This window comes from Bradyrhizobium sp. CCGUVB4N (genome assembly GCF_024199945.1).
Lineage (GTDB): Bacteria > Pseudomonadota > Alphaproteobacteria > Rhizobiales > Xanthobacteraceae > Bradyrhizobium.
The window spans coordinates 6,351,407-6,371,171 of record NZ_JANADP010000001.1; the positions used below are offsets into that span (position 1 = coordinate 6,351,407).

Annotated in this window: 20 protein-coding genes; 7 read left to right on the forward strand and 13 right to left on the reverse strand. The window is 64.4% G+C overall.

The features are described 5' to 3' along the window. Positions 1 to 21: 21 nt before the first annotated feature. From NLM31_RS29510 to NLM31_RS29520, 3 genes are read left to right on the forward strand one after another with little or no spacing between them, the layout of a single operon-like run. Positions 22 to 468: a PqqD family protein gene (locus NLM31_RS29510; protein ID WP_254194541.1), complete on the forward strand. Its 447-nt coding sequence runs from the start codon at positions 22 to 24 to the stop codon at positions 466 to 468. After that, a complete protein-coding gene (locus NLM31_RS29515; RefSeq protein ID WP_254194542.1) occupies positions 469 to 1,461 on the forward strand; it encodes a hypothetical protein in 993 nt (330 codons plus the stop codon). It begins immediately after the preceding gene. Positions 1,462 to 1,473: 12 nt separating this feature from the next. Further along, the gene (locus NLM31_RS29520) at positions 1,474 to 2,154 is read left to right on the forward strand and encodes a glycosyltransferase family A protein (RefSeq protein WP_254194543.1); all 681 of its coding nucleotides are present in this window, start codon (positions 1,474 to 1,476) and stop codon (positions 2,152 to 2,154) included. On the opposite strand, the gene NLM31_RS29525 is transcribed toward NLM31_RS29520, so the two are convergent. Together NLM31_RS29525 and NLM31_RS29530 are read right to left on the reverse strand one after the other, a co-directional pair. Then, positions 2,129 to 3,718: a nucleotidyltransferase family protein gene (locus NLM31_RS29525; RefSeq protein ID WP_254194544.1), complete on the reverse strand. Its 1,590-nt coding sequence runs from the start codon at positions 3,716 to 3,718 to the stop codon at positions 2,129 to 2,131. The genes NLM31_RS29520 and NLM31_RS29525 overlap by 26 nt on opposite strands. Before the next feature lie 180 nt (positions 3,719 to 3,898). After that, positions 3,899 to 4,825: a cytochrome c gene (locus NLM31_RS29530; protein WP_254194545.1), complete on the reverse strand. Its 927-nt coding sequence runs from the start codon at positions 4,823 to 4,825 to the stop codon at positions 3,899 to 3,901. 154 nt (positions 4,826 to 4,979) lie between these two features. Between NLM31_RS29530 and NLM31_RS29535 the strand changes: the two genes are divergently transcribed. After that, positions 4,980 to 5,399: a CHRD domain-containing protein gene (locus NLM31_RS29535; RefSeq protein ID WP_254194546.1), complete on the forward strand. Its 420-nt coding sequence runs from the start codon at positions 4,980 to 4,982 to the stop codon at positions 5,397 to 5,399. 74 nt (positions 5,400 to 5,473) lie between these two features. On the opposite strand, the gene NLM31_RS29540 is transcribed toward NLM31_RS29535, so the two are convergent. Beyond that, positions 5,474 to 6,097 carry a class I SAM-dependent methyltransferase gene (locus NLM31_RS29540; RefSeq protein ID WP_254194547.1) on the reverse strand — a complete coding sequence of 208 codons (624 nt, stop codon included), beginning with the start codon at positions 6,095 to 6,097 and terminating at the stop codon, positions 5,474 to 5,476. Positions 6,098 to 6,184: 87 nt separating this feature from the next. Between NLM31_RS29540 and NLM31_RS29545 the strand changes: the two genes are divergently transcribed. Further along, a complete protein-coding gene (locus tag NLM31_RS29545; protein WP_254196288.1) occupies positions 6,185 to 6,574 on the forward strand; it encodes a VF_A0006 family four-cysteine protein in 390 nt (129 codons plus the stop codon). A gap of 7 nt (positions 6,575 to 6,581) precedes the next feature. On the opposite strand, the gene NLM31_RS29550 is transcribed toward NLM31_RS29545, so the two are convergent. Next, positions 6,582 to 7,865: a cystathionine gamma-synthase family protein gene (locus tag NLM31_RS29550; RefSeq protein WP_254194548.1), complete on the reverse strand. Its 1,284-nt coding sequence runs from the start codon at positions 7,863 to 7,865 to the stop codon at positions 6,582 to 6,584. 165 nt (positions 7,866 to 8,030) lie between these two features. Then, positions 8,031 to 8,456 carry a DoxX family protein gene (locus NLM31_RS29555; protein ID WP_375167505.1) on the reverse strand — a complete coding sequence of 142 codons (426 nt, stop codon included), beginning with the start codon at positions 8,454 to 8,456 and terminating at the stop codon, positions 8,031 to 8,033. A gap of 317 nt (positions 8,457 to 8,773) precedes the next feature. Between NLM31_RS29555 and NLM31_RS29560 the strand changes: the two genes are divergently transcribed. Further along, a complete protein-coding gene (locus tag NLM31_RS29560) occupies positions 8,774 to 9,061 on the forward strand; it encodes a hypothetical protein (protein ID WP_254194550.1) in 288 nt (95 codons plus the stop codon). Between the two features lie 97 nt (positions 9,062 to 9,158). Here NLM31_RS29560 and NLM31_RS29565 read toward each other — a convergent pair whose 3' ends face one another. The 5 genes from NLM31_RS29565 to NLM31_RS29585 all read right to left on the reverse strand — a co-directional run bounded on the left by NLM31_RS29565 (position 9,159) and on the right by NLM31_RS29585 (position 13,981). Beyond that, positions 9,159 to 9,608, reverse strand: coding sequence for a cytochrome c (locus NLM31_RS29565; RefSeq protein WP_254194551.1), 450 nt, complete (start codon positions 9,606 to 9,608; stop codon positions 9,159 to 9,161). A 96-nt stretch (positions 9,609 to 9,704) separates the two neighbouring features. Beyond that, on the reverse strand, positions 9,705 to 12,014 hold the full coding sequence (locus NLM31_RS29570) for a xanthine dehydrogenase family protein molybdopterin-binding subunit (protein WP_254194552.1): 2,310 nt from the start codon (positions 12,012 to 12,014) through the stop codon (positions 9,705 to 9,707). 114 nt (positions 12,015 to 12,128) lie between these two features. Next, complete coding sequence (locus tag NLM31_RS29575) at positions 12,129 to 13,064, reverse strand: DUF1152 domain-containing protein (RefSeq protein WP_254194553.1); 936 nt, start codon at positions 13,062 to 13,064, stop codon at positions 12,129 to 12,131. A 37-nt stretch (positions 13,065 to 13,101) separates the two neighbouring features. Further along, complete coding sequence (locus NLM31_RS29580; RefSeq protein ID WP_254194554.1) at positions 13,102 to 13,626, reverse strand: GNAT family N-acetyltransferase; 525 nt, start codon at positions 13,624 to 13,626, stop codon at positions 13,102 to 13,104. A gap of 31 nt (positions 13,627 to 13,657) precedes the next feature. Then, positions 13,658 to 13,981 (reverse strand): DUF1127 domain-containing protein, encoded by a 324-nt coding sequence (locus tag NLM31_RS29585; protein WP_309143710.1) that lies wholly within the window; start codon positions 13,979 to 13,981, stop codon positions 13,658 to 13,660. Positions 13,982 to 14,726: 745 nt separating this feature from the next. On the opposite strand from NLM31_RS29585, the gene NLM31_RS29590 reads away from it, so the two are divergent. Beyond that, positions 14,727 to 15,833: an acyltransferase gene (locus tag NLM31_RS29590; protein ID WP_254194555.1), complete on the forward strand. Its 1,107-nt coding sequence runs from the start codon at positions 14,727 to 14,729 to the stop codon at positions 15,831 to 15,833. Between the two features lie 8 nt (positions 15,834 to 15,841). On the opposite strand, the gene murJ is transcribed toward NLM31_RS29590, so the two are convergent. From murJ to NLM31_RS29605, 3 genes are all read right to left on the reverse strand, one after another. Then, a complete protein-coding gene (gene murJ, locus NLM31_RS29595; protein ID WP_254194556.1) occupies positions 15,842 to 17,368 on the reverse strand; it encodes a murein biosynthesis integral membrane protein MurJ in 1,527 nt (508 codons plus the stop codon). A 47-nt stretch (positions 17,369 to 17,415) separates the two neighbouring features. Beyond that, positions 17,416 to 18,567 (reverse strand): DegT/DnrJ/EryC1/StrS aminotransferase family protein, encoded by a 1,152-nt coding sequence (locus NLM31_RS29600; RefSeq protein ID WP_254196290.1) that lies wholly within the window; start codon positions 18,565 to 18,567, stop codon positions 17,416 to 17,418. 64 nt (positions 18,568 to 18,631) lie between these two features. After that, positions 18,632 to 19,636 carry a Gfo/Idh/MocA family protein gene (locus NLM31_RS29605; protein WP_254194557.1) on the reverse strand — a complete coding sequence of 335 codons (1,005 nt, stop codon included), beginning with the start codon at positions 19,634 to 19,636 and terminating at the stop codon, positions 18,632 to 18,634. Between the last annotated feature and the right edge of the window lie 129 nt (positions 19,637 to 19,765).

Below are 19,765 nucleotides of genomic sequence, written 5' to 3' on the forward strand. Positions count from 1 at the left end.
CAAGTCATGGTACGATAAGTCATGGCCCTCACCACGACGGTGCCGCTGCTGATCAGCCAGCAATTCGATAGTGAAGTCGTGTTGGCCAACTATCAGAATGGCGTCTACTACAACCTCGACGGCAGTGCTGCGCAGATCTGGCTCGGCCTCAAGGTCAACCGAACGGTTGAGGAGATCGGACGCGCGCTGGCTGCTGCGACTGAAGGAGATGTGACGTCAATCACGCAACAGGTGCAAGCCTTCGTCGACAGCATGCTGGCGGAAGGCCTCATCGCGAACGGTGCCGCCGATGCGCGCAGTGAGAGCCCCGTTGAGACGTCCATTAGCGCTTGGACACCGGTGCTGTCGAGCGCATTCGTCGCCCCGGAATTCCAGCGCTTCGACAATCTGCGGGAGCTGCTGTTGATGGATCCCGTGCACGACGCCGGCGAGGAAGGCTGGCCGCTGCGCGAGACCCAAGAGAACTAGATGAAGGCGAGCGACCTCATCCGGCGGGAGATCGCGGGGGTCTTCGCCAGGACAACGTCGGAGCCGATCGAGGCGCATGCGCGCTGCGGGCCGTTCGGCTTGCATCTCGGCTTTGCCTCGCAGGATTTGGCCCGCATGTTCCTGCCGGCCTATGTCCAGCGCGCGGCCGATGGCGTCGATCTCGAGCTTCGCTTCGTCACAGCAACCGACCATGATCTCTCGGCGCTGGTGCCGGAAGCTTCCGAAAAACCGCGGCTGCTGATCGAGGACGGCATCTATTCGGTCTGGCAGCCGGCCATCATTCCCGTGCTGTACGCGATCGACCTGGTGGCGCGGCGCGGCATCGCGTGGTTGCCGAAGGGCGAGGCACCGCCCTGGATCCGCAGCCGGCCCGCGATCTCCCTCATCCACGCCCTGATGCAGGAGACACCCTGGTGCGCCGTCCACGCCGCGGCTGTGGGGAATACGACCGGATTCACGCTGCTCGCGGGCGAGGGTCACAGCGGCAAGACCACCGCGGCGCTCGCCTGCGTCAAGGCCGGCTGGCGCTACGCGGGCGACGACTTTGTCGCGGTCAACAGCGTCACCGGCGCGATCGAGCCGCTGTTCTGCTCCGCGCGGCTGCGCCCTGCCCTTGTCGACGCGTTTGGCGACCTGATCGGCGACACCACGCCGGTGTCGGATTTCAACGGCGAGCTGCGCCACGAGCTCAGCCTGGCCGGTCTCGGCGAGCGCCTCGGTGGCGGCAAGCTGCGTGCGCTTTTCATTCCGCGCCGGCGCGGCGCGGCCTCACCCGAATTCACACCTGCGAAGCCATCGGATGCGTTTCGCGCGCTGCTGCCGACCACGGCCTACGAGCTGCCGGGCTGGCCGAACCAGATCGCGGAGAAGGTGGCGCGGATCGCAGGTCTCGCGCCGGTGTTCTTTGCCGATACCGGCACCGCGCCTGCCGAGATTCCCGCCGCGTTCGCCGATCAATTGCAAAGACTTTGAGGCCGCACCGACATGCGTGTCTCCGTCATCATCGCCGCCTACAATGCCGAGACCTACATCGCCGAGGCGGTCGAGAGCGTGCTCGGCCAGACCGTGCCGCCCGATGAGGTGATCGTCATCGACGACGGCTCGACCGACGACACGCGCAATGTGCTCGGCGAATTCGGCGACCGCATCACCGTGCTTGCCCAGAGCAACAACGGCCAGGCCGTCGCCGTCAACAAGGCGCTCGCGACCGCGCAGGGCGAGCTGATCGGCTTCTGCGACGCCGACGACCTCTGGACGCCGCGCAAGCTCGAATTGCAGCTGGCACTGCTGGACCATCAGGGCGGCGTCGACGCCGTGTTCGGCAAGGTCGAGCAATTCATCAGTCCCGACGTGCCGGACGCGCAACGCGAGCGCCTCAAGCCCGCGGTCGCGATCATGCCGGGCGAATTGAAGCAGTGCATGCTGATCCGGCGCGCCGCGCTCGACCGGGCCGGGCCGTTCGACGAGAGCCTGCCCGCGACCTTCTTCATCGCCTGGCTCGGCCGCGCCAAGCAGAACGGGTTGAGGAGCGCGCATGTCGACGACATCGTGCTGCGCCGCCGGCTGCATCTCGGCAACGGCGGACGCATCAACACGGACGCCCAGAACCGCGAGACGCTCCTGGCGCTGCGCCAGGCCATCAAGGCCCGGCGCCCGCCGGAGTGAACACCGTCTCGCCGTTCGCCGACACGGATTTCACGAACAGCCCGAGCAGACGCGGATCGATCGAATGGCCGATGTCGGTCGGGCGCTGGCAATCGAGCATCCGCAGCGCGACGACGATCTTGCGTTGGTGTTCGCCAATGACTCTTGCCTGCAGCGCGATTCTGAACGGCATCGGATCGGTGCGCCCCGCCGCCATCTGCTGCACCGATCCGATGCCGGCATAGGCGACGAAGCGGAAATTGTCCGTGCCCGGCGGCAGGAACGGCACGACCACGAGCTCCACGGCGACGGGATCGCGGGTCCTGTCGTCGACGGGCATTTCGAGGACGGCGAATGGACGGTCGGTCCACCGCCCCTCATCCTCCGGAATGGAAAAGCCCTGCCCGAACCAGATGCCGCTCCCGCGCGACGGATACGCCGCGCGCGCGATCTGCTGCCAGATCCGCTTCAGGATCGCATCCCGAAACAAGGGAAACTGCACGATGCCCGCATCGAATGCCGCGATCGCCGCGCCGGGCAGCCGCAGCCAGTCCCAGCCCCGGAACGGCACCTTGAAACGCGCGCGAAGCGCCGAGAAGAAGGCAGCGCCAAAGTGCTGCCACTGCGTGCGCCGCGCGCGCGGCACGGCGCGGATCGAAATCTCGATCGACTTCCCCGGCGGCCCGTAGTCCCATAGCTGCTCGACGAGGCGATCCGGCACAAGGGCCGGCATCTCGCGCGCGACGACGTCGAGCAATTGCGCGGCAAACAGGCTGCCATTGTAGCGCGTCACGATCGCGCGGAAGCGGTCCCAATCGACCCTGGCGCCGGCCTTGCTCTCGAGCACATGGACGATCTCGAGCGCGCGCGACACCATCTCGTTCTGATCGGCGGGCTCCGGCCGCATCGCCGCGATCGCCAGATGCTCGGCAACGCCGGGGATCAGCACCTCATGGGTCAGCAGCGTCCCGGTCTCGGCGGTCGCGAACAGCTCTTCAGTAAAGCCTTCGTCGTCGAGCCAGAACAGTGCCCGCCAGTGCAGGTCGATGGCGCGGGCGAAGCCGGCCCGCGACATCGCCACCGCATGGATGTCGCGATCGAAATCGGCTTCCTGGAACAGCTCGACCCGCATGCCGTGGCTGCGGAAATCGGCCTGCCGCAGCACCTCGATCGCGCGCGGCGCCTCCGCGCGGCGGACCAGGAGATCGTAATCCCCCGTCATGCGCTTCGCCATGTAGCTCTCGTCGCGCGCGAACAGCGCGCCGCCCTTGATCAGCAGCGCGGCGATGCCGGCGGCCTTGAGCGCTGCGGACGCCGCGACGACATCGCGCACCCGCGTCGCATTCGACAGCCAGACATGCTTGACGACGCCGCGCATTTTCCTGGTGTCGGCATCGACGATCCCGGCCATGTCGGCGGTTGCCACAAGCAGCGGCATGGTGCGGTAGACGACCTCGTCGGCCGCATCGAGCGGCTCCGCGGCGCGCCAGGCCAGATAGGCATCGATTGCAGTCCGGCCCTGTCCGAGCGCTGCGCGAAACAGCGTGAGATGACGTGGGCCCAGCGCGGCCGGAAGTTTTGGCACGATCTCAACCGAACGGTTGAGCCGCGGGGCGTGCTTCGTGCGACACGGTCAAATCACACGCCGAAACGATCAGCCAGAGCTGCACGAAAAACTCACGCCCCATGTGACGCAATTCCAATTCTCAACCCGCGACCGACGATGGGGGCGCAATCACGGCGTGTCAATTGGAAAGGACCTGCTTCAGCCGCCACTCTCCTTGCGTTTGGGCGGCGTCGGTCCGTCGACCGGCGGCAGCGACTTCAGATAGGCGGCCATCGCGGCGCGATCCTCCGGCGTCAATTGCGCGAGGTTCTTGATCACCGGTCGCATCGCGCCCGATGCGGTGTCGCCCTCGGGCATGTCGCCGGTCTCGAGGAAGTCGGCGATGTCCTTCTCGCTCCAGCCGCCGATCCCCTTCTGCGTGATGTTCGGCACCCAGCCCTCGCCGTCGGGATTGGGACCGCCGGCGAAGCGCTCGCCGCGGTTGATCCCGCCGAGGGCGTTGCGCGGACTGTGGCATTCGGCGCAATGGCCAAATCCGTTCACGAGATAAGCCCCGCGATTCCATTGTGCGGACCGCGCGGCATCCGGCTTGAACGGCCTGACATCCATGAACAGCAATTTCCAGATGCCGACGTTGCGGCGGATGTTGAAGGGAAACGGCAGATCGTGGTCGCGCACCCGCCCCGCGACCTGCGGCAGCGTCTTCAGATAGGCAAAGAGATCGCGAACGTCGTCGACTTTCGCAATGTGATACGAGGTGTAGGGAAACGCCGGAAAATAGTGCGTGCCCTCAGGCGAGATGCCGCGCATCACCGCGTTGACGAAATCGGCCTCGCTCCAGCGGCCGATGCCGTCGGTCGGATCGGGCGAAATATTCGGCACATAGAACGTGCCGAACGGCGAGCCGAGCGCCAGGCCGCCGCCGAGCCGCAGGCGATCGGGCTGGTTGGGTACGGCGTGGCAGGACGAGCAGCCGCCGGCATTGAACAGCTCCTGCCCATTGGCGAGATCAGGCCCGCGCGTCGGTGCCGGCAACGCCAAGGCGGTCGGCGCGGTCAGCCACCAATAGACGGCAAGGGCTGCGACGGCGGCGATCAGGATGGCAGAAATTGTTCGTCGCAGCATTTAGGGATCCCATCAGGCTCTGGCGAATTTACGGATCATCCCGCAGCCGCTCCAGCCACGAATAATTTAGATGGTTTGAGCGGAATCCGGGAATAAAGTCGGAACCGCACTGTTTGCAAGTTGACAGCAATCAGGCGTCAACAGGGAGAGACCCATGAACAAAGCGCTTTTTGCCACGCTGGCGCTCGGAGCCGCCGTCGCATTCGCCGGCCCGGCCAGCGCGGAGAAACTGAAGGCGACGCTGGACGGCAAGTCCGAAGTCCCCGCCAATGCCAGCGCCGGCACGGGCACGGCCGATATCGACTATGACGCCGCCACCAAGAAGCTCTCCTGGAAGGTGACCTACTCCGGGCTCTCCGGCCCCGCCACCGCCGCGCATTTCCACGGCCCCGCCGAAGCCGGCAAGAACGCCGGCGTCATGGTGCCGATCCCCGGCATTGCAACGAGCCCCGCCGAAGGCTCGGCGACGCTGACCGACGCGCAGGCCTCCGATCTGCAGGCCGGCAAGCTCTACGTCAACATTCACACCGCGGCCAACCCGGGCGGCGAAATCCGCGGCCAGGTGACCAAGTAGATTTCATAAAGACGTCATCGACGAAGGCCGGACGCGAGGAGCGCGTCCGGCCTTTTCGATTCCGGCGGAGCGCGTCAGGCCGGGCGCTTGCGCACGGCGACCTGGTGGCTCCTGAGGATCACCTCGGCATCGTCGTGCCAGGCGAGGAATGTGTCCACGGCGGGCGCGACACGCATCCAGTCGGGATTGTCCGGCTTCCAGGTGTAATCGTCCATCAGCATCACGCCGCCCTCGCGCAACAGACGCCAGGCGCCGAGGCAATCGATCATCACGTCGTCGCGCTGATGGCTGCCGTCGACATAGATGAAATCGAACATCGCGTTCTCTTCGCGCAACATGCCGAGCGCTTTGATCGAGGTGCCCACGATCTTGCGCAGCCGCGGACCATAGGTGGCGAGGTTGCGGTCGAAGCGAGCGGCATCGTCGCCATCGAAGAGATCCACGCAGGTGAGCTGCGCTCGCGCGAAGAATTCGAGCCAGAACAGCGCAGACCGCCCCTCCTTGGAGCCGATCTCGAGCACGCTTGCGGTCGTCTCGCGTATGTCGCCGAACAGCGCGCTCCAGGCAACCGTCCGCGCGGCGACGTAATCGCGCCGAAATTCCTTGCCCGCAAAGACGTGCGCGTAGGGGTCCTGGGCCCGCGCCAGCGCGATAACCCGCGCGCGAAGCTGCGCCTGTCGGGCGGAGGGATCGCTCACGAGCGCCCGGAATCTGACTGCGCGACGCCGACCATTGTGTCACCGATCTGGCGCTTTATGATCGCTCCCAGAGCAAAGGTGCGCAACATGACCACTCCCAACGCGAACCATCCCGCCTTCTCTGACAAACTATCGCAGCCAGGGTCCTGCGGGAAGCCTGCCCCCACACCATTGCATCATCTGGCGGGCCTTGTCGTTGCCGCAGCAATCGTTGCCTTCTCCGGACCGGTCGTCGCGCAAAACGACCTGGAAAGGCAGGCTCAATGCGAACTGTCGGCGATCCGCGATACGAGATCGCCGCTTGCCGTCCAGACCATCCGTTCGGCCTGCAACTGGCTCGTGGTCAATGGCGACTCGCTGCTGAATGCGTCCAGCAAGGGCTATTACATCTGCCTCGTGCGGCAGCTCTCGGGCGCGCAGAGCAACGAGGCCGCCGCGGCCATCATGTCGGCATGCCGCGCGTCCAATCCGCTCTGAGGAGCGCTTAGGCCGCGCTCAGCGCATGCTCGAGATCCGCGATCAGGTCCGACGGATTTTCGATGCCGATCGACAGGCGGATGGTGCAATCGAGCACGCCGATCTTGCGGCGGATGTCGGCTGGCACGCCGGAATGGGTCATCGTCGCCGGCAGGCTCGCCAGCGATTCCGTTCCGCCGAGACTGACTGCGAGCTTGAAGATCTGCAGGGCGTTGAGGAATTTCTCCGCCGCCGCCTGGCCGCCGACGATGTCGAACGAGAACGTCGACCCCGCGCCGAGACATTGCCGCGCGAACACGCGCCCCGCCGGCGAGGTCTCCTCGTGATGACCGAGATAGTGGACCTTGGCCACCTTGGCGTGGTCGCGCAGATAGTCGGCCACGAGGCGCGCGTTGCTGTCGGCCTTCTCCATGCGCAGGCTCAGGGTCTCGAGCGAGCGGTTGATCATCCAGCAGGAATGCGGATCGAGCTGGGTGCCGATGGCGCCGCGCAGCGCCTTGACGCTTTTCATCATCGCCTTGGTGCCGAGCGCGGCGCCTGCGATCAGGTCGGAATGACCGCCCACATATTTGGTCAGCGAGTACAGCGAGATATCAGCGCCATGCTCGATCGGCCGCTGAAACACCGGCCCGAGCAGCGTGTTGTCGCAGGCGATGATCGGCGTGTGGCCCTGGGCCTTGCCGATGGTGTCGGCGACGCGGCGCATCAGCGCGACATCGACGAGGCCGTTGGTCGGGTTGGCCGGGGTCTCGATCAGGATCATGGAAACCCGGCCCTTGCGCATCGCCTCCTCGGCGGCCTGATTGACCGTCGCCTCATCGATGCCGTCGGCAAAGCCGACCGCGCCGATCGAGAAACGCGACAGCGTGTTGGTCAGCAGCGTTTCCGTGCCGCCATAGAGCGGCTGCGAATGCAGAATGACGTCGCCCGGCCGGACGAACGCCAAAATCGTCGTCGAGATCGCGGCCATGCCGGACGAGAACAGCGCGCAGCTCTCGGTACGCTCGTAGATGGCGAGCCTGTCCTCGACGATCTCGCTGTTGGGATGGTTGAAGCGCGAATAGACGAGCCCGGCGCCCATGCCTTCCGGCGGCTCGCGGCGGCCGGCCACGAAATCGAAGAAGTCCTGCCCGTCCTCGGCCGTCTTGAAAACGAAGGTCGAAGTCAAGAACACCGGCGGCTTGATGGCGCCTTCCGAGAGCTGCGGATCATAGCCATAAGTCAGCATCAGCGTTTCCGGATGCAGCATATGGTTGCCGATATGGGTTTTCGACGGAAACGGTTTTGCCATGGCCTGTCTCGCTGTTCCTGATTCACATCCGCCCCGCTTGTGCTCAAGGATAGCTGATGTAGGGCCCGCTGACAGTGACGCTCAGATCAAATTTGCGGCTGGACTCGCCGCAACGTGCACAAAAAACCCGCCGTCACCGGCGGGTTTTTCAGAGTTCTCGCTTGTTCAGCGCGCTGGCACTGCTCCCGGCAGGACGTCCCCGTCGCGCGACAAGCGCGCATCGAGGCTGAGGGCACCGGCGCCAAACGCGACGATCTGAAGCAGGCCGCCTGCCATCATCACGTTCTTGAGGAAATGAATCATCTGGTTCTGGTCGGCGAAGTTGCCGTGGAAGACGACGGCCGTTGCGAGCGAGAACACGGCGAGCGCGAGCGCAACCGAGCGTGCCTGGTAGCCGGCGATCAGCAGCAGACCGCCGCCGAGCTCGACCAGAACTGCGATCGCATAAGCGGCCGGCGGCACCGGAAGTCCGGCTGAGGCGATGTAGGCGGTCGTGGCGCCATAGGACGCAAGCTTGCCAACGCCGGTGAAGACGAACGGCAGACCGATCAGCAGGCGGCCGAGGAGAGAAGCGTAACGCGTGGTATCCATGATCATTACTCCTGTGCTTTGTCAGGCGTGACGGGTGTGATGGGGGCTCATCGTTCGCCGCCGCTGCAATTTCGTTTTGCGGGGGATCAGCGGGCGACGAACTGCTTCGTTGCGTCCTCACAATGGCCCGGGATCATTGGACTAAAAATAGAAATGATGGAAAATAACCGTTTCCAATTTCGACCCTTTGACCAACCAGGGTTTGCGCCCCAAGAGTCCGCGCCCAGTTGTGCTGGCGCGCTTCGCCCCGTCCAGATTCAAAGCTAGACTGCGACCTGACGCGCGCTCGCTTGTCGCGCCCGAGCCCGGAGCGGTCGATGATCAAGGTCCTGATGGAACGGGATATGCCGCAAAACTTCGACCCCAGCGACGCGGCACAAGCGAGCCGTCATGCGCGCATTGCGCTCGACGCGGTGACTGCGACCGCCGGAAAAATGCACTGGCTCTGCACTTACGCGACGGATGACCGCAAGTTGTTCGGCCTCGTTGTCGTCGAGAACGAGGATGTCATCGCCGAATATGTGAAACGCGCCGGCATCGACAGTGGCATCAAGATCCACCGCGTCACCTGCGTTCTCGATCCGGCGCTGGCTGCTCCGAAATAGTCCTGTGGCCCGGATGGAGCGCAGCGCAATCCGGGTCTCACCGTGCAACAGCTGTCCCGGATTTCGCTACGCTCCATCCGGGCTACAAGCAAACGGATTACTTCAGCTTCACCCGATACGTCTCGTGGCAGTCCGTGCAGCGGTCGTTCATCGCAGTGTAGGCGGCCTTCAGGCTCGCCAGATCGGTGACCTTGCCCTTGACCTCGGCGATCGCCTTCTGCACCGGCGGAATCTTGGAGTCGAAATCGGCCTTGTTCTGCCAGACCTTTGGCGAGGAACCATAAGTCGCGTTCACAACGTCCTGCTTGGGATTGACCTCGAAGGTCTTTGCGATCTTGGCGACGTCAGCCTCGAGACTGGCGATCGCCTCGTCGACGGCCTTCTGATTGTAGGGGATTTCGCCTTTCGTCATCTTGAGGATCACGCCGTACATGCTCTTGGCCTGCGAGCGCATCAGATTGTCCTGCTGGACGGCAACCTCCTGCTGCGCCATCACGGCGCTCGCACCCAGAACAAGGGTGCCGGCGACAATCAAAATTCGTTTCATCGGCGTGTTTCTCCGGCTCGCAAGTCGGTTTGGGGGGAGATCATTCATGGTTAGAACCCGGCGGCGGGCGATTATTCCCGCCGCCGGCGCCACGCCTTACAGGCTGTGGCGGCGGTGATGCTCGTTGATCGCGATCCAAACACGTTCTGGTGTCGCCGGCATGTCAATGTGGTCGATCTTGTATTCGCGCCAGAGCCCGTCGACGATGGCGTTGACGACGGCCGGACAGGAGCCGATCGCGCCGGCTTCGCCCGCGCCCTTCACGCCCATCGGATTGGTCGTGCAGGGAATGTTGTTGGTCTCGAACACGAAGGACGGGCCGTCGGCTGCGCGCGGCAGCGCGTAGTCCATGAAGGTCGCGGTGATGAGCTGGCCGTCGCCCGCGCCGTAGACCACCTGCTCCATCAGCGCCTGGCCGATGCCCTGCATGGCGCCGCCATGCACCTGGCCCGCCAACAGCAGTGGATTGAGCGTCTTGCCGAAATCGTCGACGATCACATAGTTGACGATTTTGATGATGCCGGTCGCCGGATCGATCTCGACTTCCGCGACATGCGTGCCGTTGGGATAGGTGCCGTCGGCGCTGGCAAACGTCGCGCTGGCGTTCAGCTTCGACGGATCGGCGCCCGGCCGCTTGGCGAGATCGGCGAACGAGATCGAACGGTCGGTGCCGGCAATACGCACGACACCTTCCGAAATCTCGAGGTCGCCGGCGCTCGCTTCCAGCGCCTGCGCCGCGATCTCTTTCAGCTTCTGCCCGAGCTCGCGTGTTGCGCGCTCGACGCTGACGCCGCCCGAGGGGATCGAGGCCGAGCCGCCGGTGCCGAGGCCCGTGGCGATCATCGCGGTGTCGCCCTGATGGACGTGCACCCGCTCCGGCGCGACGCCGAACTGTTCGGCGACGATCTGCGCATAGGCGGTCTGGTGGCCCTGCCCGCTCGACTGCGTGCCGATCAGCACGGTGATGTCACCATTGGGGTCCATCCGCACATTGGCGGTCTCCTCGCCCATGGTGCCGCAGACCTCGACATAGCTCGCAAGCCCGATACCGCGGATCAGGCCGTTCTTCTTGGCCGCCTTGGCGCGCTTTCCAAACTCCTTCCAGTCACCGATCTCCATCGCGCGCTTCAGATGCGCGGCGAAGTCGCCGGAATCGTAGACCTTGCCGGTCGCGGTCTTGTACGGCAGCGCCTTGGGCTGGATGAAATTCTTGCGGCGGATCGCGTCCGGCGTCATGTCGAGTTTTCGCGCGCAGGCATCGACCAGGCGCTCGATGACATAGGCCGCCTCGGGCCGGCCCGCACCGCGATAGGCATCGACCGGCACGCTGTTGGTGAAGATGGTGCGCACCCGGCAGTGGAAGGCCTGGATGTCGTAAAGGCCCGGCAGCATGCCGGCGCCGCCATGCGGAATGTAGGGCCCGAAGGTCGAGAGATAGGCGCCCATGTCGCCCATCAGGTCGCAATCCATCGCGAGGAATCTGCCGTCCTCGGCCATCGCCATCTTCGCGGTGGTGACGTTGTCGCGACCCTGCGCATCGCCCATGAAGTGCTCGGAGCGGTCGGCCGCCCATTTCACCGCCTTCTTCAGCTTGCGCGCCGCGACCGCCACCAGGGCGTATTCACGATAGGGAAACAGCTTCGTGCCGAAGCCACCGCCGACATCGGGGCAGATCACGCGCATCTTCTCGGTCGGGATATTCAGCACGTTCTGGCAGAGGATGTCGCGGAGGCGATGGCTGCCCTGGCTGCCGATTGTCAGCGTGAGATGATCGTTCTTGGCGTCGTATTCGCAAACCGCCGCGCGCGTCTCCATGAAGCTCGCGACCACGCGCGGATTGACGATGGAGATCTCGGCGACCGTATGCGCCTTGGCAAACGCGGCTTCGGTCGCGGCCTTGTCGCCGATCGACACATCGAACAGCACATTGCCGGGCTTGTCTGGCCAGACCTGCGGCGCGTCCTTCTTGACGGCGTTGACGAGGCCGGTCACCGACGGCAGCGGCGACCATTTGACGTCGATGGCTTCGATCGCGTCGCGGGCCTGGTCGATGGTCTCGGCGACGACGAAGGCGACGGAATCGCCGACATGGCGCACCTCGTCCTTGGCAAGGATCGGGTAAGGCGGGCCGGTGAAGGGATCGGTCTCGAAATTGAACAGGCAGGGCAGATTGCCGAGATCGCCGACTTCGGCGGCGGTCAGGATCAGCGCCACCCCGGGAAGGGTGCGGGCGCGGCTGGCGTCGATCGTGAATTTGGCATGCGCATGCGGCGAGCGCAGCATCAGGCAGCGAAGCGCAGCCTGCGGCGCGTAATCGTCGGTATAGCGGCCCTTGCCGCGGATGAGCGCGTCATCCTCCTTGCGCAGCACGCTTTGGCCAACGCCGAACTTGATGGGAGCCGCCATTTTTTCTTGTCCCGTCCTATGGTTGTTTTGCCGGCATATTGCCGTGGAAAAAGTGGCAAGGCAAACGGCTTTAGGCGGCCTCGACCTGCGAAAAAATGCCCTTGCCCTCCTCTGTCAGAGGGGGATCGAACGGAATGGCCGCAGTTCGGTCATTTCCCTGTGAAGATCGATGATCCGGCGAGCATCTTCGGTACGCTCGGTCTCGGCCAGCTGGCCGGCATAGGCCATGCGATGCGCCACCGCGGAAGACTGGAACGTCCAGTACTGCGTCATCAGCGGGTTGATGAAGAGCTCGTTCCCGCTGGTCCGGTTAGTGGCATGATAGTTGCCAAACTCACCCCGCAGTGCACTAGCGATCGAATTACAAACAATGCTCGGGTGCTGCGGCTGACGCTGGTTGGCGTAATCGACCAGATCGAGGAACGCATCCGCCTCCTTGCTGCCCTGCGACAACGAGAACGCACCGAGAAACCCGTCGTCCCGAATCAACCGGGCAGCGTTCTCCAGGAACGCATGGTGCGAAACACCATGATAGTGATCCACGCCGAAGCCGATCGCGGCAAGCAACGTCTTTTCACCAGCCGCTTGATCAGCGGCCACAAGCGAGACCGCATCCTCGACTACGCTGCCGACGCCGGGTTCGTCGCCAAACACGAGACTATCCGTTCCACCATCGACCAGCAGCACGGTGTCGATGTCATGGCGATCGATGATTGAACGATATGCAGCCGCGAGCGGGCGAACGCCGCTCTTCGCAAACGCGTAGATCGGCACGAGTTGCTCGCGCCGGCTGAGCCATTCGGCCAGCCATTTCTCCGGAAAGTACGGAATCTCTGCGGCACGCTGGTCTATTCGCCAAGTCGTCTCCCCGACACGTTCGCCGCCGCACAGCCATAAATTCGTGAAGGAAAGGCTGGCGAACACTACCCGCTTGCCCTGTGCCATCAGATGCTCCGCAAGCGGAACACCGGCAAAGACGTCAAAGCCTCCGCCGCAGCCGGCAATCAGCACATTGGTCCCGCCGTTCAGTCGTTCGAGAAATGGAATCATGTGACGCTAAATCCGTTGCAGCCGCATCAGACCGACGTTAGGGACCGAATTTCCTCACCATAAGATAATGGTCATAAGTCGCGTCACCCACGCGAATGACACCGGGGTCCGTGCCGTAGATTTCAAACCCGTTGCGCTCATAGGTCCTGATCGCAGCGGTTGCCGTTGATCCCACGGCAAGATGCACCTGCTCGACACGTGCCTCGGCTCGGGCAAGAATATCCTTGATCAACCGATCTCCGACGCCTTTGCCTCGATCGCTCTCCCGGACATAGACCGAGAAGATGTGCCCCCGATGCTTTGATTTCTTGTACCGCGAGACATAGAAGCCTGCGACTCCGATTAATCCGCCACATTCAAATGCGCCGAGAACGGTGTCGCCCAGCCAATGGCGATAGGCGGCCACCATCGCGTCGCCGCCTTCGTCCTCTTCGGGAGAACCAAACGTTTGAGGGTACATCTGGATTGCCTCCGCGCGAATTTCGCGAAGACAATCCAGATCATCGAGAGTCAATCGTCGGATTTTCATATCCGACTGAGCTGGCATTGCGTCTGACGTCATGATGTCAGCCTTTCTATTGCGGTCGCATCGCTTACATCCCGCCACGACTCAACAGATACCGCGTGCTGTCTCTCAGCGCATCGATCGATCGCTGAGGCGTGAGGTGGTCGATCTCGCCGCGCGTCAGGCCGATATCCATCAGCTCCCTGTCACTCAGGTCCTGCAACGACAGCCGTGGGCTCTGGCGCCGTTGCTGAAACGCAAGCCAATATTGCCTGATCAGGCCGAGGATACTTCGCGTCGAGGCCGCCGCGGGTCCGGCAGCGTCCTTGTCCGGCAAGGCGTTGTCCAGCGCTGCGGCCGACGCCTTGAGGCGTGCTGACAAAGCCTGGTCGACCGCGCTCTTCGCCGACACGATCGAGAGCCTGAGGCCGCGCCTCGCGGCGTCGCCCTCTATCCCGGGAGAAACGTCCGTTAGTTGTGGTGGCATCGCATGCTCCTGCTGTTGTGCCGGCAGGGAGCGTGGCCAAACAAAAGGCCCCGTCCGATGCCGGCGGGGCCTGGTGGAAAAGATGTCGTCGACGAATTCCTAGCGCGCGACTCCTTCCACGGCCCAGCCGAAGCGGGTCATGTGCGAGAAGTTAACGTCGCGCGACCATTTAATCATGGGCACGCCGATAGCACGGCGATCGTGCAAAATCAAGAGATGTGCGGAGTGTGGCCACATCCTGCAGGCGAGCCTCACTCCGGCGCGACGACGCTGCGACACATCGGACAGCAAGGCCATAACTGAACCAAGTCGCTCGACGAGTCTTTCCCAGGCGATCGGATCGCGCGTTCGCGTCGTGGTCGAGGCCGTCTCAGCTGACGTAGCCCGCTCCGAAATGTGCGGGCGCATGGGCGGGCGGTGGCGGAAGATTCGCTCAAGTTGTATCTTTAATTTAACTCGCGCGATACACCCTCTGGTTTAGTGATATCCCCGTTGGGAATGGGGGAACTCGCATGATGAGGGATGTTTTTGACGCTGCGGCTGCAGGGCCGGGCGTCAGCCGTCTCCAACGACCAGAGGTCACGGAACGGAACCCGCGAGAGCATCATATCGCTCACACAGATCGTGAATCGCCGGCGCATGCGTCCGGGGCAGCGCCTGGCCGATGATTATGCCGCCGCTCACAAGGGTGAACGCCTCGCCAGCCTCGCCATTTGACCCTCGGCTGGAATCCCTGCGTGGCCTCGCCTGCCTGACGGTGTGCGTATTCCATGCGACGCACGTCTTCACGAACAATCCGCAATCGGTTTTCTTTGACACGCTGCTGCTGGCCGCGAATCCAGCCGCGGCCGTGATGTTCTTCTTCGTGCTGAGCGGCTATGTGCTCGGGGCCTCGCTGGAGCGCGACCTTGCAATCGCGCCTTACTTGGCGCGGCGGCTGTTCCGGCTGATTCCACCGTTCGCGGCAGCGGTCCTGTTCGCTTTCGCCTGCGAGCGCCTTTGGCGTCTTGATCCGGCCCCGGCCGGGCTCACACCCGGCTTCGAGCACCTGTTCTGGCCGCAACCGACCTGGAACGATCTGTGGGACAATCTGCTGCTCGGCTCCAATCGGGTGAACGGTCCGACCTGGACGCTCTTTCCCGAATTGTTGGGATCCATGATGCTGCCGTTCGCGGTCGCTGCGCACGGCAGGATTGAACCACGATGGCGCTGGGCACTGTTCGCCGCGGTCACGGTCCTGCTCGCGAGCGGCCCTTACCGAACGCTGCTGTGGTTCTATTTCGGCTGTTTTCTCGTCAAGGAGTTTGCCGCACTGCTCGCAGGTCGCAGGCAGCTTGCCACGGTTGCGTTCATCGCGGGCCTGGTCGGACTGGAGATAGCCGGCTCCTACGATGAGTTCTACACGGCGGGCATTGTGCTGGTTTCGGCCACTGCAGCCGCGCTGATGATGGGTGCCGTGGTGTCGTCACGCGACATGCTGCAATGGGCGACGACCGCGCCGCTGCGGTTTCTTGGCCGAATCTCGTTCAGCCTCTACCTCGTGCACTGGCCGATCTTTTATCTCTGCGCCCTCGTCGCGGTCGATCTTGGCTCGATCGCGCCGACGCAGGTCTGGGGCAATTTGTTCGTCATGGTAACGTCGCTCGTCGCGGCGATCGCCATCGCGGCGCTGGCGTATCGGTTCATCGAAGCCCCTTCGATTCGGGCAGGTGCGTTCGCGGCACGTCTCCTGGCGGGGATGTGGCGAAGCCGGGCAGCTGTCCACGGCGCCGGCTGATATCCGCTCTAGCTGCGCACCAGCGAGACCAGCCAGCCGCGGCCGAACAAGACCAGGATCGCGAGCGCGTAGACGATCGTGCCGCCGAGGGCCAGCAGGACCAACGTCACTTCGTCATGGAAGCGCATCGCGCCCAGCGCAGAACCGCCAAAGCGTGCGATCAGCCAGAAGGCGCCGGCGAGGATCAGTCCGGTCAGCAGGAATTTGCCGAGCGACAGCAGCCAGGCCCGGTCGAGCACGAGGAAGCCGCGCCGAACGGCGAAGAACAGCACCAGCAAGAGATTGGTCCAGACGCCGACGGCGGTTGCCAGCGCCAGGCCGATCTGGGCGAACGATCCCATCAAAGCGAGTTTCAGCGCGACGTTGACCGCGATGCCCGACAGCGAGGCGCGGACCGGCGTCGCGGTGTCCTTACGCGCATAGAAGGTCGCGACCGCGCTGCGGATCAGCACGAAAGGGATCAGGCCGATCGCATAGGCCGCGAGCGTGCTGCCCGCGGCAACCGCATCGGCCTTGGAGAACGCACCGCGGGCGAACAGCGCGCGCATGATCTCGTCGGGCACGGTGAGGAAGGCCGCGACGAACGGCACCGAGAACAGCAGCGTGAAGTCGAAGGCGCGGCGCTGCGCCTTCATCGCGCCGTCATGATCGTTGGCCGTGATCCGCCGCGACATCTCCGGCAGCAGCACCGTGCCGATCGCAATACCGATCACGCCGATCGGCAATTGATTGAGGCGGTCGGCGTAGTACAGCGCCGACAGCGCGCCCGCGGGCAGGAAGGTCGCGATGATGGTGTCGGCGAACAGCGCGACCTGCGTGCCCATCGAGCCCAGCGTCGCGGGTCCCAGTGCCCTGAAGAAGCCGCGGACGTCTTCATCGAGCTTGAGCGGCGCAAAGCGCGGCAGTCCGCCATGGCGGGCTAGATCGCCGGCGAGCAGGAAATATTGCAGGAAGCCGGAGATCAAGACGCCCCAGGCGGCTGCGTGCCCCGCAGTCGGAAACCAGGCGGCGAGCGCCAGCGTCATCATCATCGCGACATTGAGGAAGATCGACGCGGCAGCCGCACTGGCAAAGCGCTGCATCACGTTGAGCATGCCGCCATAAAGCGTCACCAGCGTGATCAGCAGCAGATAGGGAAAGGTGATCCGGGTCAGCTCGATCGCGAGCTTGCGCTGCTCGGCATCCTCGGAAAAGCCAGGCGCCAGGATGCTCATGGCCTGCGGCATGAACAGCCAGGCGACGACCAAGAGCACCACCTGCGAGGCCAGCAGCAGCGTGAAGATGCGGTCGGCGAACAGCCGCGCCGCCCCCTCCCCGCGCTCGCCATGGACATGGGCATAGGCCGGCACCCAGGCGGCGTTGAAGGCGCCTTCGGCGAAGATCGCGCGGAAATGGTTGGGCAGCCGCAGCGCCACGAAAAAGGCGTCGGCCACGGGGCCGGCGCCGAGGATCGCCGCGAGCATGATGTCGCGGGCAAATCCCGTCAGCCGCGAGAGCAGCGTGTAACCACCGACCGTGAAGATGCGTCCGAGCATGCGTCCCTTCTAGAGGAAGAGACGGCTCGCTGCAAAATCAGGGCGAATCAGCTCGCCAGCGCGCCGCGCACGGCCGCGATTACCCGCTCCTGGTCGGCTTCGGTCAGATAGGCGTGCATCGGCAGGCTGATGACGTCCTGCGACAGGCTCTCGCAAGCAGGCAGGCCGCCGTCGGCGACCGGATACTGCTTGTAGGCGGTCTGCTGGTGCATCGACTTGCCGTAATAGATCGCGGTCGGCACGCCCTGGGCCTTCAGCGCGGCGGCGAAGCCATCGCGGTCGGTCCCCTCGGGGAGACGGATCGTGTACTGCGCCCAGACCGAGGTATTGCCCGGCGCCAGACGCGGCACGGTCACGACGTTGGACAGGCCCCGCGCATAGCGCTCGGCGACCTTGTTGCGGGCGGCAATCTCGTCGTCGAAGATCTTCAGCTTCTCGATCAGGATCGCGGCCTGCATGGTGTCGAGCCGCCCGGTCAGGCCGAGGCGGACGTTGTCGTATTTGTCGACGCCCTGCCCGTGCACGCGGATGCTGCGCAGCGTCGCCGCCAGCTCGTCGTCATCGGTGAGAATAGCGCCGCCGTCGCCGAAGCAGCCGAGCGGCTTGGCCGGGAAGAAGCTGGTCGTGGTGGCGAGCCCGAAGGTGCCGAGCTTGCGACCCTTGTAGCTTGCGCCAAAACCTTGCGCGGCGTCATCGATCACGAACAGCCCTTCGGCCTGTGCGATCTCGGCGATGGCATCGTGGTCGGCGGGCTGGCCGAACAGATCGACCGGGATCACCGCGACAGGCTTCAGGCCAGCCTTGCGCGCAGCCGCAATGCCGCGCTTGAGCGACTCCGGGCTCATGTTGAAGGTCGTCTCGTCGACATCGACATAGACCGGCGTGGCTCCGGTCCGTGCCGCCGGCGACGCGGTTGCAATGAAGGTGAAGGAAGGACACAGCACGGCATCCCCGGGCCCGACGTTCTTCGCCATCAGCACCATCAGAAGCGCATCCGTGCCGTTCGAACAGGACACCACGTGCTTGGCGCCGCAATAGGCGGCGAGCTGCTTCTCGAGTTCGAAGACCTCGGGTCCATTGACGAACTGGCAATGGTCCATCACGCGCTTCACGGCGGCATCAAGCGAGGCACCGAGCCGGGTGCGCTGCGAGGCAACGTCGATGAAGGGAATGGGTTCGGGACGCAGATGCTGGTTCATGGCCTGGTTCTTCGCCTGGTTCTTGGCGCCTTGCGGGTTTTGAGCGGTCGACATGGAAAGGGTTTTAGCCGGCGATGCGGCACGGACCCTTGCGGGCGGGCGACGTGGCTGCGGGCCGCGACGGCGTCTCGAGGCACTGCGTCGCGATCTCGAGGCTGGCGACACCCTCGTCACCGGTGACTGCCGGCGTCTCGCCGTTGCGCACCGCCTTGAGGAAGGCGATCAGCTCGGCGCGGAGCGGCTCGTCGTGACCGACCGGCAGATGCCGCATCGAGTAGCTGCCGTCCGGCTTGAAGCCGAAGCATTCGGTGACCTGGCGCGTCAGGAGATCGCCCATCACGTATTTGTCGCGGGTCGCGACCGTGACGCTGCGCGCCTTGAACGGCGTCAGCCAGTTGGTGTTGATGTGCGCGAGCACGCCGTTGGCGGTCCGGAACTGCAAGAGCGCGATGTCCTCGCGCTCGGCGACCGCGCTCGACAGCTGCGGCTGCACCTCGACGATGTCGGATTCGGTGAACCAGCGGATCAGATCGATGTCGTGCACGGCCAGATCGATGACCACGCCGACATTGGACATGCGCGGCGGGAACGGACCGACGCGCGTGATCGCGATCGAGAGAATGTCCTCGCCCGCGATCGCCTGCTTGACGGCGGCGACCGCCGGATTGAAGCGCTCGACATGGCCGACCATCAGCGTGACGCCGGCCTTTTGCGCGGCGGCGACGATCTCGCGGCCCTCGGCGACCGTGGACGCGATCGGCTTCTCGACCAGCACGTGAATGTTCTTGGCGATGCAGGCGAGCGCAACCTCGTGATGCAGATGGGTCGGCGCCGCGATGGTGACGGCATCGACGCCTTCGGCCAGGAGCTGGTCCAGCGTCTCGAAGCTCGCGCAATTGGCGAGTTCGGTCGCGCGCGTCCGATGCGCCGGCGAAGGATCGACCACGCCGACCAGGCTGACGCCGGGCAGACCGCTCAGCACGCGCGCATGGTTGCTGCCCATCACGCCCGCGCCAATGACGCCGACGCGCAAGCCGGCCTTTGCCGGTTGTGACCCTTTGGAACTCATCTGATCGAACCCCGATTCAACGCAAATCCCCGGGCCGCTTCTAGCACGGGTGCCACATTTGTGGCGAATGCCGGCCAAACTGCCCGGACACGATTTGATTCAAAAAGTTACACGTTCTCCGGGCCTTAA